Origin of the sequence: Methanolobus sp. (assembly GCF_016278365.1) — an archaeon.
Taxonomy (GTDB): Archaea; Halobacteriota; Methanosarcinia; order Methanosarcinales; family Methanosarcinaceae; genus Methanolobus.
In genome coordinates, this window is record NZ_JADQBZ010000008.1 from 456,331 (window position 1) to 471,154 (window position 14,824).

Consider the following 14,824-nt stretch of genomic DNA (forward strand, 5'->3'; position numbering starts at 1 on the left):
CGTGCCTTAACCACACGGAGGTCTTACTCTTTTATCCTTATACGCCAAAAAGGAATCACAATACTATTATAGGACTTATTAAATTCTAATATGTGAAACCATGGAACTTATTATACGAAGTGAGAATAGCCTTGAACTTACAAAGAACGGTAAGCATTGTACAATAGTAGGAGATATTGCAGGCGTCACTGATGAGCACATACGCAAGCTTGCAGAATGGGCTAACACATTGTGGAATTATGATAAGATAAGTATGTGGAAGAAATCAGATTCCATGGAGCCCGGATACTTCATCCGCAATAGTACCGGTGGGAAGTACAAAGTTCATGTACTTGACAGAGAGCAGCTTGAAGCTCTTTTTGATGCCTCCCACAAGGATAGCCCCCCTAAGCTGCACGACTGGCACAAAAGAGATATCATGGCTTATGTAGACTGGTTCATCGAATGACCAATACATGTTTCGGGAGCGATCTTTATCAGAGACCGCAATCGCTGGCAGACATCTCCTGCACCGAACCTTTTGCAAGGTCAACTGTGACCTTTGACTCAAGATACCTGAGATATTCGCACTTACCCGTTTTCCTATAAATGATGCAACTGGTACAGTACATCAACTTGTTCTCTTTCGAGTACCCCATCGTTTCTATTACACACATGCTCCCACCATACTATAATTTGCTTCTACTAAGGCAATCCTTTCATGAAGTGATCCTGCCGCACCTTTTGCAGTAGTAGAACACATTCGACCCTACAAACTGTCTCTTAAGCCCGGTGCCACAGTACTCACACGACGTACTGTCCCTTCTGGTCATATGAAACCCCCTTCATTGTCCGGTTTTCCCCAGCTTTACTTTGAGTCAATACCGCCTATCATGAACCGGATCAAATCCAGCTCATCAGCATCCACACACTTTTCGTATTGACCATTTACAATGGACCTATATTCAGTATCCATCTTCTGACACTTATATGTTTTTACACACTTTTGAACGTTTCGCATAATTCATTACTCCTTTTCTCTCTTACAGAGTATAGAATTGCTTTTGGATACATATATTTGATGTAAATAATCTGTATATATCAATATTGAATATATAGGCACTATAGAAAAACCCCGAGTGCATGAAAAGTAAGATCAGGATGCATATACATATAGCCAGAAGACATACTAAAGACAGAGGAATCCATATGAGCGATGTTTTTTTCAAACGTGCGGAAAGTATAGGTGCTGACGAGACCCAGATAGACCAGGTTACTGACCTGTTTCCCAGGATATCACCTGTTCACGAAGGAGATATCGTTGCTGTGAAGATACACCCGGGAGAGTATGGGAACACCACACATATACACCCGATACTCGTCAAAACAGTAGTAGACCTTGTAAAGGAAGCTGGTGGCATACCTTTTGTCACCGATACCACGGTATTATATAAAGGCAGGAGGTTCAATGCTGCGGACCTCATCTGTACTGCCGCATCGAACGGATTTTCACATGCAGGCATGGGAGCACCTTTTATTTGTGCCGACGGGTTGCACGGTGATGACAGCGTGGTTGTCAGGATCAACGGAAGAAAGGTCGATGAGATAACGGTTGCCTCAGCTATCGCCAAAGCAGATTCAATGATAATGCTGTCTCATTGCAAAGGCCATCCTGCTTCCGGCTTTGGTGGGACCATAAAGAACTTGGGCATGGGGTGCCTGGATAAAGCAGGCAAGACCCTTGTCCACAAGCCAGGCGTGCCTGACATCGACCCCGAAAAATGTACAGGTTGTAGCAAGTGCATATCAGAGTGCCTGTGGGGTGCACTGTACATGGAAGGCGACACAGCCAAGGTGAACACGAAGTTGTGCAAAGGCGACCTCTCATGTGCAAATAGCTGCAGGTACGGGGCAATTGTGCCACCTGAAGGATTCACCGATGAGATGCAGGCCCGGCTTGGAGAGGCGGCCCTGGGACCTGTAAAGGCCCTTGGGGGAAAGATAGGATACATTAACTGGATGTTCAACCTGACCCCGGGGTGTGACTGTTTTAACTTCTCCGCACCCACGTTCGCTGGCGATATAGGAATACTTGCATCAAATGACCCTGTTGCAATAGATGTGGCAAGCATCGACCTTATTAACCAGCGAATGAAGCATGACCACAGAGGACATCTCACAGGTGTGTGGAACGTAGACCCTGCCATACATCTTGAATATGCTGCAAAGATAGGAGCGGGCAGCCTGCAATATTCCCTGCTCTGAACAGTCAGAATAATAACGAGCGAAAATATTATAAATCGGCTCAAGGATTGAAAGACAATGAATGATATCACCTGTCCCAAATGCGGGGGACTTACACAGGGACTTATTGACGGTTTCTGCAAAGATTGCTTTTTTAAGACATCCCATCTCATAGAAGCACCTCTGGTGTTGTACGCTAAAGTATGCTCTACCTGCGGAGCACAGCTCACCAAAGGCAAATGGAACAATGAATACACCATCGCAGAGATTGTGACAAGGACAACAGAAGATGCACTGCTCATACATGAGAAGGCGGACGATATCGAGATATGCGTTGAACCAAAACAGATGAGCCCGCACTTGTATCGTGTAAAGGTCGAAGCCTCTGCCACTATACTTGAAGAACCGGTGCAACAGAGTATCGAAACAGAAGTGCGCATAACCCGTATAGCCTGCGATATGTGCAGCAGAATGTCAGGCAATTACTTTGAGGCGATACTTCAGATAAGGGCAGCCAGCCGCCATCCTACTGTAGAAGAGAAGACAAAATGTATGCAGATAATAAACAATACGCTGGAAAAAATGCAAAAGAAAGGTGACAGGACAGCCTTTATTACTAGCTCAGCGGAGGAAAGGGATGGTATCGACCTGTACATGGGATCAGCTAACGCGACCAGAATTATTTGTAAAGAGATCGTTTCTGAGCTTGGAGGAGGCTTTGCTGAATCTTCGTCCCTTTTTGGGAGAAAGGATGGAAAAGATGTTTACAGAATGACATTCTCTCTCAGGCTTCCTGAATTTATGCCCGGGGACATAATCGAGTTCAAGGATAAGGTTGTCGAAATAAAGAAGTTCTCAAAAAGCGTAACCGGGACGGATCTTATCAAAAGTGGCAGGTTCATTTCATCACCAGATGACATGAAAGGTTTCGCGCTCATCGCGAAGAGGAGCACTGCTAAAAAGGCAGTAGTCGTTTCCATGGAAAAAGACGAAATGATGCTGCTTGACCCGGATAATTTTGAGACGGTTACGGTTAAGATACCTGTTCCTTTCAGTGCTTCAGAAGGAGATGAAGTTCCTGTAATAAAATCCAGCATCGGCCTTGTGGCGCTGCCTGATGAAACATCAAGAAAAAGCGATCTTTGAATATCCTCAGACATGAAAAACGTACTTGTAATAGGATTCAGTACCCGCAACGCGGTCTGCTCGGGAAGCCGTGCAGGCTACAATATGTTCGCAATTGACGCTTTCTGTGATCAGGATATGCTGAAATGTGCAAACGCAGCGAAGAAACTTGAAACACACGGACGTTTTAACAGCAAGGGTATTGAGCCTGCCTTGCTGTCTGAAATGATCAACAGCTTTGGTGTGGATTTCGATGCGATCATACCCGCATCCGGGTTTGAGACACTGGAACTGCCGGAAAGCAGATTTCCCGTACTGCACAACAACCCTTCAGCAATGAGAAAGGTTTCGGACAAATCCAGATTCGCAGAACTCCTTGAATCGACAGGGATACCACATCCGAGGACTTACTCCCTCCCAGAGCTTCAGGATGCCCCGTTTCCTTTGATGGTCAAACCTGCATGTGCGGGCGGAGGGATTTTCAATCGCGTGCTATACAGTCTGGAAGAGCTGGACAACTACATGATTTTTTTTGAAAATGCACAAATCCCTCTGGAAAAAGAGGGCATGGTATTCCAGGATTACCTCACAGGCACCCCTGCGAGTGTTTCGGTAATGTCGACACATGATAAAGCCTGTACTGTAGCGGTGAATGAACAGCTTATCGGAGTACCCTGGCTTACAAAACTTCCATTTGCGTATTGCGGTAATGTGACACCGATTATCACCCCATATGCCAACCAAATGAAAAATATAGCTGAAGAGCTAATATATCAACTTGGACTGATAGGGTCCACGGGAGTGGATTTCCTCATTACGGATAGTGGTCCAGTGGTAATAGAAGTTAACGCCAGGTTCCAGGGAAGCATGGATACAGTTGAACTTGCAACCGGAACAAATCTATTTGGGGAACATATGGAAGCCTTTGAAGGCAACATTAAACAGGAAAGAACCGGAAAGCCCTTCTATAGACAATATGCCGCCCGGGCAGTGATGTACGCAGATCAGAGAAGAGTTGTTACAGGACATGCAATGGAGGGGATTATTGCAAAGCAGACCGCGGATATCCCCCACAGAGGCGATGTTATAGGAGAGAATGAGCCGGTAACATCAGTAATATCCACGGATGACACCAGAAAAAAGGTAATGAGTGAGATAGAACAAAGCGTCATGTTTATACGTCAACGCTTAAATGTAGACTAGTCCTGTGAACATGTTCCGGGAAGGTAAAATGCTTGTGTGTGATTTAATTGCAGAGGCTTTTACCAAAACTTAATATTGTAATACATTGCATAAGCATACATTTCACGAGGTGAATGTTTTTTGATAGATCTGAATAATCCAGTTATCAGGGGATATCTTATCCGGCTGGTGGGCGAAGAAGGGGTGGAAATGATCCGGAATATGCCCGAAGGCGAGGTTACGGATGAACAGATTGCACAGGCGACAGGAATATTACTCAATATCGTGCGCCGGACACTATTCATTCTCAACGAGAACAAGCTGGCAGTTTGCAGGAGGGAGCGTGATTCCAGCAGCGGGTGGCTGACATATCTCTGGACGTTAGACATGTCGGATATTGAGCCCCAGCTTGTGAAAGAGAAAAAAAGGCTTGTCAAGAATCTCAGGTCACGTCTATCCTTCGAAGAGGAGAATGTTTTTTACACCTGCCCGGAAGGATGCACTCGTATGAACTTCAACGAAGCAACAGAATGTGAATTCCTCTGTCCCCTCTGTGGAGAGGACATGATGTTTGAGGATAACCAGCCATTCACAGGCAGGATCCACAAAAGGCTTGAAATGTTTGAAAAAGACTGATATGATCTCACGTGAGATGGCTTTGAAAATCCTGAAAGATTCAGGATGTAACAATGATGTCATAGCTCATTGCATTGCAGTTTCCGAGCTTGCAGTCGATATTGCCGGAAAGTTCTCCTTAAGGGAAGAGCATCCGGACATGAAACTGATAGAGCTGGGAGGACTGTTACATGACTTGGGGCGTGCCAGAACACATGGCATCGCCCACGCCATAGAGGGCGTGGCGATTGCCCGGGAACTTGGCCTTGACAAGCATCTCACAGAGATTATCAAAAGGCATATAGGTGCAGGTATCAGCACTGAAGAGGCTGTCCGGTTAGGCCTGCCGGAAGATGACTACATGCCCCGGACGATCGAGGAAAAGATAGTTGCTCATGCGGATAACCTGACAGTCGGGACAAGAAGGATAACTCTGGATGAACGCATTGCAATGATGACAGAAAAAGGTATCGATATTGAGAGCATCAACAGAGTCAAAGCGCTTGCTGATGAAATTGGGATTCAGTAAGACACAAGGGATAATTATTTATATAAAAATCACTAATGGGTAGCTGTGCAATAAAAAGCATAACACGTTTTTAATCATATTATTTTCTCATTTTTAGCTAGAGGTATAACTAATGACCGATGATAAGTATTTGAAAGGTACAACCACAGTTGGGATAGTATGCAGTGACGGCGTTGTTATGGCGACCGAACAGCGTGCAACAATGGGGCACCTTATCGCAAGCAAGACTGCAAAGAAGATATATCAGATAGACGACTTCGCAGCAATGACAACTGCTGGTTCTGTGGGAGATGCTCAGCAGATCGTGCGTATCATAAGCGTTGAATCAAAGCTGTATAAGATGAGACGCAAAGAATCAATGACGATCAAAGGGTTAACAACAATGTTATCAAATCTCCTGAGCGGGCAGCGCTACTATCCATTGATGGTGCAGCTACTGGTCGGAGGCTATGACAAACATGGCCCTGAGCTATATTCAATTGATGCTCTCGGCGGAAACATCGATGAAAAGAGAGTTGTTGCAACTGGTTCCGGCTCACCTATAGCATACGGTGTACTTGAAGACAGGTATAAGGAAAACATGACCACTCAGGAAGGCGTGGAACTGGCTGTCAGGGCACTTCATAATGCCATGAAAAGAGACTCCGCATCAGGCGATGGGATCGATGTCGTCATCATAACTAAGAATCAGTTCACAAGACTCGAACTCGAGGATGTGAAGAAGGTCAGGGAATTACTTAATTGACACTGGCTGATCTTCACGACATATACAAAATGTTCAAATAATGTTAAATTATGTAATTTTAAAAAATTACACTTTTTACAATTCAATTCTTTACTTTTTTACAGGAAGGCTATTTTAATGGCGGTAGAAGAAGTACTATCTGATCTGAAGAAGAAAATCGAAGATAAGTTGCCAAGCGGCACAACTATTTCTAGTGTTGAATTTGAAGGCCCGCAGCTTGTTGTTTACACAGAAGAACCAAAAAAGTTTGCAGACAACGGAAACATTGTCAGGAATCTGGCAAAAGTACTCAGGACGCGTATTGTAGTACGCCCTGACCCTAAAGTACTTACACCTCCGGAGGAATCCATACAAAGAATCTCGGAGACCGTACCCGAAGAAGCGATGGTATCAAACTACCATTTTGATCCGGATGTCGGTGAAGTAATTATCGAAGCTGAAAAGCCAGGCCTTGTCATAGGAAAACACGGTGAGACCCTCAGGGAGATTACCAAGAAGATAGGCTGGACACCAAAGGTTGTCAGAGCACCACCAATTAAGTCACGGACCGTAAAGAACATCCGTGAGTTCATGCGTACTAACCATAAGGAAAGGAAAGACATCCTTAAGGCAGTAGGAAGGAAGATCCACAGAGGATGCACCTCCAAAGATCACTGGGTAAGGATAACATCCCTCGGAGGAGCAAAGGAAGTCGGAAGAAGCTGTTTCATCATCTCGACCCCGGAATCCAGGATTATGGTAGATTGTGGTGTGAACGTTGCCTCTGACGACAACATGACGCCTTACCTCTATGTTCCAGAAGCTTTTCCTATAAACCAGATTGATGCGGTTGTGCTGACACACGCTCACCTGGACCATCAGGGTCTTGTGCCTTTACTGTACAAATATGGTTTTGAAGGTCCGGTATATTGCACTCCCCCTACACGCGACCTTATGGCACTGTTGCAGCTTGACTATATAGACGTAGCTGCAAAAGAAGGCAAGCGTCCACCATACTCGTCGGCAGATGTCAGGGAGGTCCTGAAGCACACTATAGTACTGGATTATGAAGAAGTGACAGATATAGCACCGGATGTTAAGCTTACATTCCATAATGCCGGGCATATTCTCGGGTCGGCAGTGTGCCATTTCCACATAGGTGACGGACTACATAATGTTGTCTTTACCGGGGACTTCAAATATGAAAAGACAAGGTTGTTCGATGCAGCAGTGAACAAGTTCCCTCGTGTGGAAAGCGTAGTGATGGAATCGACTTATGGAAGTGCAAATGCCCTTCAGCCATCCCTTCAGGAAGCTGAGACAAACCTTAAGAACATAATCAATACAACCCTCAGCAGGAACGGTGTTGTCCTGATCCCTGCATTTGCAGTGGGAAGGAGTCAGGAGGCAATGATAGTTCTTGAGGATGCAATACGCAAAGGTGAAATACCCAATGTCCCGGTCTATCTCGACGGCATGATATGGGAAGCAACGGCAATTCACGCAACCTATCCAGAATATCTGAACAACGATTTGCGCAAACTTATCTTCCAGAAAGGAGAGAATCCGTTCCTGGCAGAATGCTTCAAGCCTGTGGACTCCAACGAACTGAGGCAGAAAATCCTTCAAGAGCCGGAGCCTTGCGTGATTCTCGCCACCTCAGGTATGATGAATGCAGGTCCTGTGGTAGAGTACTTCAAGAAGTTCGCAGAAGATGAGAAAAACACACTTGTATTCGTAGGGTATCAGGCTGACGGAACCCTTGGTCGCAGGATACAGAAAGGATGGAAGGAAATCCCCCTCTCGACCAGCAATGGGACGCATGTTATATCCATGAACATGCAGGTAGAGGTTGTTGATGGATTCTCAGGACACTCCGACCGGAGACAACTGATGGATTACATCAAGAAAATGAAGCCACGCCCTGAAAGAGTGTTCACGGAGCATGGTGACGAGCGCTCCTGCCTTGACCTTGCAAGTTCGATACACAAAAAGAACAAGCTTGAGACAAGGGCACTGACAAACCTTGAAACAGTACGGCTGGTATAACCGTACCGCATTCCTCTTTTCTTATACCATATTTTCGTATTTTTAATTAGTTCACGGATCAGGATCTTTCGACATAGCCAGCCCTTTGAGATAATCAATAAGCCTGGAATGGTCTTTGAAAACCCTGTCAGCACCGGCGACTTTTTCAGGCGGTATATACGTTGAAACTGCTACACAGTACATACCGGCCTTTTTAGCAGACTGCACCCCAAGAGGAGCGTTCTCAACAACCATGCACTCCACTGCGTCAATACCAAGCTTGCCGGCTGCCTTGACATAAGGTTCCGGGTCAGGTTTCCCGTTCTCTACATCCTCCCCCGTGATGCGCACATCAAAAATACCAGGATAGAACCTGTCCATAAGGTCGTTCACGATGGTCTTGTCCGCACCTGAAGCAACTGCAAGCTTATACCTGCCTTTCAATGACTGCAGACACTCAAGCATTCCTTCAAAAGGCTCAGCCTTGCTATTCTTCATGAAATACTCCCTTTTTTTAGTGAGAAGGGAATCGTAACTATCTTTACCGGGCTTCTTATCAGTCTTCCTGAACATAGTATTGATCACGCCAACATGATTTGCTCCTTCCACCTCATATATTTCCTCTTTACGCACATCTATGCCTTCCTCTCTGAAAACCTGCACCCAGGCCTGTGCATGGTAAGGCATGGAATCCACAAGTACCCCATCAGAATCGAAGATAATTCCTTTCAGCATATTGAATGGTATTGCAGCCTATCTTAGAATAAGTTTACCAGTAAAATATGCGGCGGGAGATTATGCATTGAAACGAACTGCAGAAAAAAGGAATATATCAGACATAGGACCATAATTCATCACGAATAATAATTGGGGTTAACAACAATTATATACGGGTAATGAAATCTTACATGGCATGGATTTGTTTACAGCAATTACACTGGCGGTTTTTTTGCCATTTATCATGGCCGGTATATTGCCTGCTGCAGAAAAGGTCCTGAAGAACAGGATTGGATGGTATGCAACAGCAACAGCTTTCCTGTCTTTGCTGCTGGTGGCACGGGCCGTCCCGTCTGTAGCGAATGGAGAGAACATCCAGGGCTCTATCCCATGGCTTCCTTCATTGGGAATTGAACTATCTTTCTACGGAGACGGACTCAGCATAATGTTCGGTCTGATAGTTTCCGGAGTTGGCATACTTATAATGGCATACTCCAATGAATACATGTCAAAAAGGGAAGACCTTTCCCGTTACTACAGGCAGTTGCTCATGTTCATGGGATCTATGCTTGGAATGGTCTTTTCGTCCAACATTATACAGCTTTTTATATTCTGGGAGCTTACAAGCATCACATCTTTCATGCTTATCGGCTACTGGCGCAATCGACCGGTGTCTGTCTACGGAGCTACGAAATCCCTGCTGATAACAGCCAGCGGTGGGATTTTCATGCTTGCAGGTTTCCTGGTACTAAATATCATCACAGGCACCTTTGACATTGCTGCTATCCTGCAAAACGAATCCATGATAGAGACTATAAAAGGACATGAGTTCTTTCTCTTTGCACTTGTCCTTATCCTGATAGGAGCGGCCGCAAAATCTGCGCAGGGACCGTTCTATATATGGCTCCCCAACGCAATGGAGGCACCAACTCCTGTAAGCGCATTCCTTCACTCAGCCACCATGGTTAAGGCAGGCATCTACCTTGTTGCCAGGATACATCCCATATTTTCCGGAACGGATGCATGGTTCATCCTGGTCAGCGGACTGGGGATCATTACCATGCTGGCAGCAGGGTTCCTTGCTTTCCGCCAGAAGGATATCAAGGGAATACTTGCCTATTCGACCATCAGCCAGCTGGCATATATGATGGCCATGTATGGCTACACCACCTATCAATATCCTGGCATAGGAGTGGCCGCCGCAACATTCCATCTGCTCAACCATGCAACTTTCAAGGCATGTCTTTTCCTGATTGCTGGTATCGTGGCCCATGAGACGGCCACAAGAGATATAACAAAAATGGGCGGGCTTCGCAAGGATATGCCCGTAACATTTATCATCGGCTCAATAGCTGCCCTTGCCATGGCAGGCGTACCGCCTCTTAATGGTTTCCTAAGCAAGGAAATGTTCTATGAAAGCTCACTGGAGATGGGACATCTGCTGGGAGGACCGCTAGAATACCTGATACCTGCAGCCGCAGTTCTTGGAGGTGTCTTTACATTTGCCTATTCGATCAGGTTCATAGATGGCATATTCCTTGGAAAAAGGCGCAGTGAACATCTTCCGAAACACATGCATGAACCATCACTCATCATGCTTGCTCCACCCGCATTCCTGGCAATTCTTGTCATTCTTATAGGCATTTTCCCCTCTGTTGCAGTCCATTATATCATCGAGCCGGCAGTATCAGGGATATTGCTTCAGGAAGTTCACCTTCATGTGTCACTCTGGCATGGTTTCACAGCAGCACTTATGATGACGATAATAACCTTCATCGCAGGTATTGCATTATATACAAAGTATGATGCCATAGCAGCCTGGCAGGATCGGATAAATGTTCGATACCCCTGGTTCAGTATCAACTATGCCTATGACAGGATAGTGAACGGAGCGCAGGGGAAAAGTGCGGCTTTTGCAGCCGTTATGCAGCCAGGACCGATAAAACCATACCTTGTTGCGCTTTTGCTACTGCTCCTGGTTCTCGGAGCCATACCTGCCATGCTGGTTGCAACCACAATTATCCCAGCTGACCTTAACTTCGACATACCCCTTTACGAGGGAATCCTTCTCGGGCTTATAGTGATAGCCTCCCTTGGCGCGGCAATCCTCAGAAAGTACTTGCATGCCATAATTGCAGTTTCGGCAGTTGGATACCTCGTAAGTCTTGTTTTCATATACCTGCAGGCACCTGATCTCGCAATGACACAGATCCTTGTAGAAACTCTTTTCACAATAATCTTCCTGCTGGTTATACTAAAGATACCCCAGACATTCAGGGAGAATCTCACAAGATCAGTCCTGGCGAGAGATTTGCTGATCTCTTCTGCAGTGGGTATCACAGTACTGGTACTGCTGCTTAACTCAACCCAGGGGATAGCCGCTCCTTTTGAATCAATAGCATATTATTTTATCGAGAATAGTGTTCCACTTGCAAGAGGACACAACATGGTAAATGTGATACTGGTCGATTTCAGAGGGTACGATACCCTCGGAGAAATAGTAGTACTCTGCCTGGCAGGACTGGGTGTTTATAACCTTATAAAAAGCAGGAGTGATAGCAAGTGACAACCCTGATAACCAAGACCGTGTCAAAGGCATGTGTTCCTATAATTATATTATTCTCAATCTCCCTGCTGTTTGCGGGGCATGATTATCCGGGAGGCGGATTCATAGGCGGAGTAATGTTTGCTTCTGCCATCTCCTTATTGTATGTGGTGTTCGGATTGAAATATATTGATTCCATTTACAGTTACCAGTGGGACAAATGGTTTGCCTCCGGCCTATTGCTTGCCTCCCTTACAGGATTTGGAGCCATGCTCTTCGGATATAATTTCCTCAGAAGCTCATATCTGTTGGCCAGCCTGCCATTGGCAGGTGATATCAAGCTGCTATCAACAACCCTTTTTGATATAGGGGTATATCTTGTGGTCATTGGCAGTTTGCTTTACGTATTCAAAGGTACGGGGGAAGATGAATGAATCATACACTGCTCTCTGTTTCCATAGCACTGCTTTTTGCGATCGGGACATTCATGATTCTCAGAAAAGACATGATTAAAGTAGTTATAGGGCTCACGATCCTTTCCCATGCAACAAACCTGCTTATTGTATCAGCAGGGGCTTTTCTTGGATGGAGAACGCCCATAATCATCAACGAAGGCACCGGTAATTCATCAGGTATCATATTCACAGATGACCTTGCCAACGGCATTCTTGCTCCTATTATCCCTGAAGGGACCGAAGTAGTGTTTGTCGATCCTCTTGTACAGGCTCTTACGCTTACCGCAATCGTGATCAGTCTTGCTACGACTGCTTTCCTGCTCATACTATGCTACCGTGTTTACCAGGAACATGGCACAACTGATGTGAGTGAGATCAGGAGGCTGAAAGGATAATGGATTCAATGCAACATGTTCCCATCATTCTGGTCGCCCTGCCCATGGTATTCGCGGCTATAACGGTGCTTTTCAGGTCAAAGTCAGGCTTGCAGAAAGCGCTTAATATAGGAGTATTTGCCGGTCTATTCGTCATGAGCTTCAGCCTTTTATTAGATGTATGGAACAATGGCATCATCGTGTATGAAGTGGGTGAATGGGGAAAATACGGTATACTGCTCGTTGCAGACCTTCTTGGTGCAGGTATGGTGGTCCTCAGCTCCCTGATATCCCTGATGGCCATGATCTATGCCACAGACTACATGGACCGAAAAGCTCTGGATGCTACGTTCTTCCCACTTTTCAATCTGATGGCTGCGGGCCTTAACGGCATATTCCTCACCGGGGATATATTCAACATGTTCGTTTTCTTTGAAGTGCTGGTACTCTCTTCCTGTGGGCTTATAGTCCTGACAGGCAGGGGTGATCACACAAAAATGGCAGACAAACTGGAGGCCATATTCAAGTACCTGATACTTAACATGGTGAGCATTATCCTTATGCTGGTAGCCATCGCTTCCCTCTATGCAACCGTGGGTACGCTCAACATGGCAGATATTGCGGTCAAGATAGCATATCTGGCTGAGACAGGAACGCTTCCCTGGCACATCCACGTCATTGCAATGATGCTTATAGTGGTCTTCGGGTACAAAGCCGCCTTGTTTCCCCTGCACTTCTGGCTTGCAGATGTGCATCCGTCAGCACCTGCACCTATTCATGCAATGCTTAGTGGAATGGTTATCAAGGTAGGAGTATATGGTATCCTCAGGGTCCACTACCTGATATTCCATGAGTCCATGTTCATGCTTCAACCAGTGCTCATTCTGCTATCGCTTGTGACAATAACAGTGGGAGCTACTTCAGCAGTGGGTCAGTATGATCTTAAAAGGCTGCTTGCATATTCAAGTGTAAGCCAGATAGGTTATGTGCTGCTTGGAGTAGGCATGGGAACTGCTTATGCACTGACTGCAGCTATGGTTTATCTTGTCAACCATGCTATTGCCAAATCCATGCTTTTCCTGGCCACAGGAGAAACGCTTTACCATGCAGGCACAAAGGACATAAGAAAGATGGGAGGGTTAGTCCAGTCAGCCCCGTTCCTCAGTATCATATTCCTGATCGGTGCCATGTCAATTGCAGGACTTCCACCCACAGGAGGGTTTTTTGCCAAGCTTGTGCTCTTTGATGCAGGTCTTGGCGCAGAGTATTATATCCCCATCGGGATAGCACTTGTATTTGCAATTTTCACACTTTTCTATCTGTTCAGGACATGGCTGTCCATCTTCTGGGGAGAGGTAAAGGAGCATGACAAAGAAGATGCTTTTAAGACCCGCAATCCGACCATTGCTATCAAAATATCCCTGGCCCTGCTGGCCTGTGTGGTCATATTCCTGGGAATTTATCCCGAACCTCTGATAGTACTTTCAAGCACAATAGCAGAACAATTGCTTGACCCGCAGCCATATATAGCAGCCGTACTTGAGAGGAGTGTACGATGAGACAATATATTGTTTATGCACTGGCCTTGGGAATCGTCTGGTGTTTTGTCAGCGGAGAGGCCAGTATATTGAATTTTATGGTTGGCTCTGTGCTGGGTATTCTGATCATCTGGTCTTTGAAGAAGCTATACCAGCCTGATGAAAACGTGCCATACAAGAACATCATCGCACGCATTCCAAAGCTTGCAACCTTCTTTGCTATCCTCATGATAGAAATCACAAAAGCAAGTATCCTGGTCGCAAAGATAGTCCTGTGGCCAAAGCTGGAGATCAAACCCGGAATAGTGGCGATTCCCCTACGTGCAACAAAGGACGTGTCCATTACAGCTATTGCAAATACGATTAGCCTTACCCCCGGGACGCTCACGATAGATGTATCGGATGATCTGGCAAAGATATATGTCCATTCAATAGATGCTTCGGATCCCGAGGCACTTAAGGTATCTATCCGCGACAAACTCGAAAAATATGTACTGGAGGCCTTTGAATGAATTTACTTGACGTGGCCCTTGTTATAATGAGCATTTCACTAATTCCCTGCCTGTACAGGATCATAGTCGGACCGACACTTCCTGACAGGGTCGTCGGGCTTGATGCGCTGACCCTTGTAATGGTGGTAGCTCTGGGAGTATATTCATATATGCAGGAATCTCCGTTTTTCCTGGATGCTGCCCTTGTACTATCCATCATAAGTTTTATAGGGACTATTGCTATAGCCAGGTACATTGATGAGGGGGCGATATTCTGA

General features: G+C 45.7%; 16 protein-coding genes. 14 read left to right on the forward strand and 2 right to left on the reverse strand.

What is annotated here, in order from left to right; translation table 11 throughout:
- Positions 1–100 precede the first annotated feature (100 nt).
- A complete protein-coding gene (locus tag QZZ22_RS10740) occupies positions 101–448 on the forward strand; it encodes a hypothetical protein (protein ID WP_292464668.1) in 348 nt (115 codons plus the stop codon).
- Between the two features lie 28 nt (positions 449–476).
- Here QZZ22_RS10740 and QZZ22_RS10745 read toward each other — a convergent pair whose 3' ends face one another.
- A complete protein-coding gene (locus QZZ22_RS10745; protein WP_292464670.1) occupies positions 477–656 on the reverse strand; it encodes a hypothetical protein in 180 nt (59 codons plus the stop codon).
- Positions 657–1,188: 532 nt separating this feature from the next.
- On the opposite strand from QZZ22_RS10745, the gene QZZ22_RS10750 reads away from it, so the two are divergent.
- The 7 genes from QZZ22_RS10750 (at position 1,189) to QZZ22_RS10780 (ending at position 8,447) form a co-directional block, all read left to right on the forward strand.
- The gene (locus QZZ22_RS10750) at positions 1,189–2,244 is read left to right on the forward strand and encodes a DUF362 domain-containing protein (RefSeq protein WP_292464672.1); all 1,056 of its coding nucleotides are present in this window, start codon (positions 1,189–1,191) and stop codon (positions 2,242–2,244) included.
- Positions 2,245–2,301: 57 nt separating this feature from the next.
- Complete coding sequence (locus QZZ22_RS10755) at positions 2,302–3,369, forward strand: 60S ribosomal export protein NMD3 (protein WP_292464673.1); 1,068 nt, start codon at positions 2,302–2,304, stop codon at positions 3,367–3,369.
- A gap of 12 nt (positions 3,370–3,381) precedes the next feature.
- Positions 3,382–4,551, forward strand: a complete 1,170-nt coding sequence (locus QZZ22_RS10760) for an ATP-grasp domain-containing protein (protein WP_292464675.1) — start codon at positions 3,382–3,384, stop codon at positions 4,549–4,551.
- A gap of 120 nt (positions 4,552–4,671) precedes the next feature.
- The gene (locus QZZ22_RS10765) at positions 4,672–5,166 is read left to right on the forward strand and encodes a transcription factor (protein WP_292464676.1); all 495 of its coding nucleotides are present in this window, start codon (positions 4,672–4,674) and stop codon (positions 5,164–5,166) included.
- A complete protein-coding gene (locus QZZ22_RS10770; RefSeq protein WP_342765101.1) occupies positions 5,153–5,674 on the forward strand; it encodes a TIGR00295 family protein in 522 nt (173 codons plus the stop codon). The genes QZZ22_RS10765 and QZZ22_RS10770 overlap by 14 nt, the downstream gene beginning before the upstream one ends.
- A gap of 112 nt (positions 5,675–5,786) precedes the next feature.
- Entirely contained in the window at positions 5,787–6,419 is a 633-nt protein-coding gene (gene psmB / locus QZZ22_RS10775; protein WP_292464678.1) for an archaeal proteasome endopeptidase complex subunit beta, read from the forward strand.
- 117 nt (positions 6,420–6,536) lie between these two features.
- On the forward strand, positions 6,537–8,447 hold the full coding sequence (locus tag QZZ22_RS10780) for a beta-CASP ribonuclease aCPSF1 (protein WP_292464679.1): 1,911 nt from the start codon (positions 6,537–6,539) through the stop codon (positions 8,445–8,447).
- A gap of 51 nt (positions 8,448–8,498) precedes the next feature.
- On the opposite strand, the gene QZZ22_RS10785 is transcribed toward QZZ22_RS10780, so the two are convergent.
- Positions 8,499–9,161: an HAD family phosphatase gene (locus QZZ22_RS10785; protein WP_292464682.1), complete on the reverse strand. Its 663-nt coding sequence runs from the start codon at positions 9,159–9,161 to the stop codon at positions 8,499–8,501.
- 178 nt (positions 9,162–9,339) lie between these two features.
- Here QZZ22_RS10785 and mbhE point away from each other — a divergent pair, with 178 nt between their 5' ends.
- From mbhE to QZZ22_RS10815, 6 genes are read left to right on the forward strand one after another with little or no spacing between them, the layout of a single operon-like run.
- Positions 9,340–11,709: a hydrogen gas-evolving membrane-bound hydrogenase subunit E gene (mbhE, locus tag QZZ22_RS10790; RefSeq protein WP_292464684.1), complete on the forward strand. Its 2,370-nt coding sequence runs from the start codon at positions 9,340–9,342 to the stop codon at positions 11,707–11,709.
- Positions 11,706–12,122, forward strand: coding sequence for a monovalent cation/H+ antiporter subunit B (locus tag QZZ22_RS10795; RefSeq protein ID WP_292464686.1), 417 nt, complete (start codon positions 11,706–11,708; stop codon positions 12,120–12,122). Before mbhE ends, QZZ22_RS10795 begins: the two co-directional genes overlap by 4 nt.
- Positions 12,119–12,538, forward strand: a complete 420-nt coding sequence (locus QZZ22_RS10800) for an NADH-quinone oxidoreductase subunit K (RefSeq protein ID WP_292464689.1) — start codon at positions 12,119–12,121, stop codon at positions 12,536–12,538. The genes QZZ22_RS10795 and QZZ22_RS10800 overlap by 4 nt, the downstream gene beginning before the upstream one ends.
- A complete protein-coding gene (locus tag QZZ22_RS10805) occupies positions 12,538–14,076 on the forward strand; it encodes a proton-conducting transporter membrane subunit (protein WP_292464691.1) in 1,539 nt (512 codons plus the stop codon). The genes QZZ22_RS10800 and QZZ22_RS10805 overlap by 1 nt, the downstream gene beginning before the upstream one ends.
- Complete coding sequence (locus QZZ22_RS10810) at positions 14,073–14,567, forward strand: Na+/H+ antiporter subunit E (protein ID WP_292464695.1); 495 nt, start codon at positions 14,073–14,075, stop codon at positions 14,565–14,567. The genes QZZ22_RS10805 and QZZ22_RS10810 overlap by 4 nt, the downstream gene beginning before the upstream one ends.
- Positions 14,564–14,824 (forward strand): cation:proton antiporter, encoded by a 261-nt coding sequence (locus tag QZZ22_RS10815; protein WP_292464697.1) that lies wholly within the window; start codon positions 14,564–14,566, stop codon positions 14,822–14,824. The genes QZZ22_RS10810 and QZZ22_RS10815 overlap by 4 nt, the downstream gene beginning before the upstream one ends.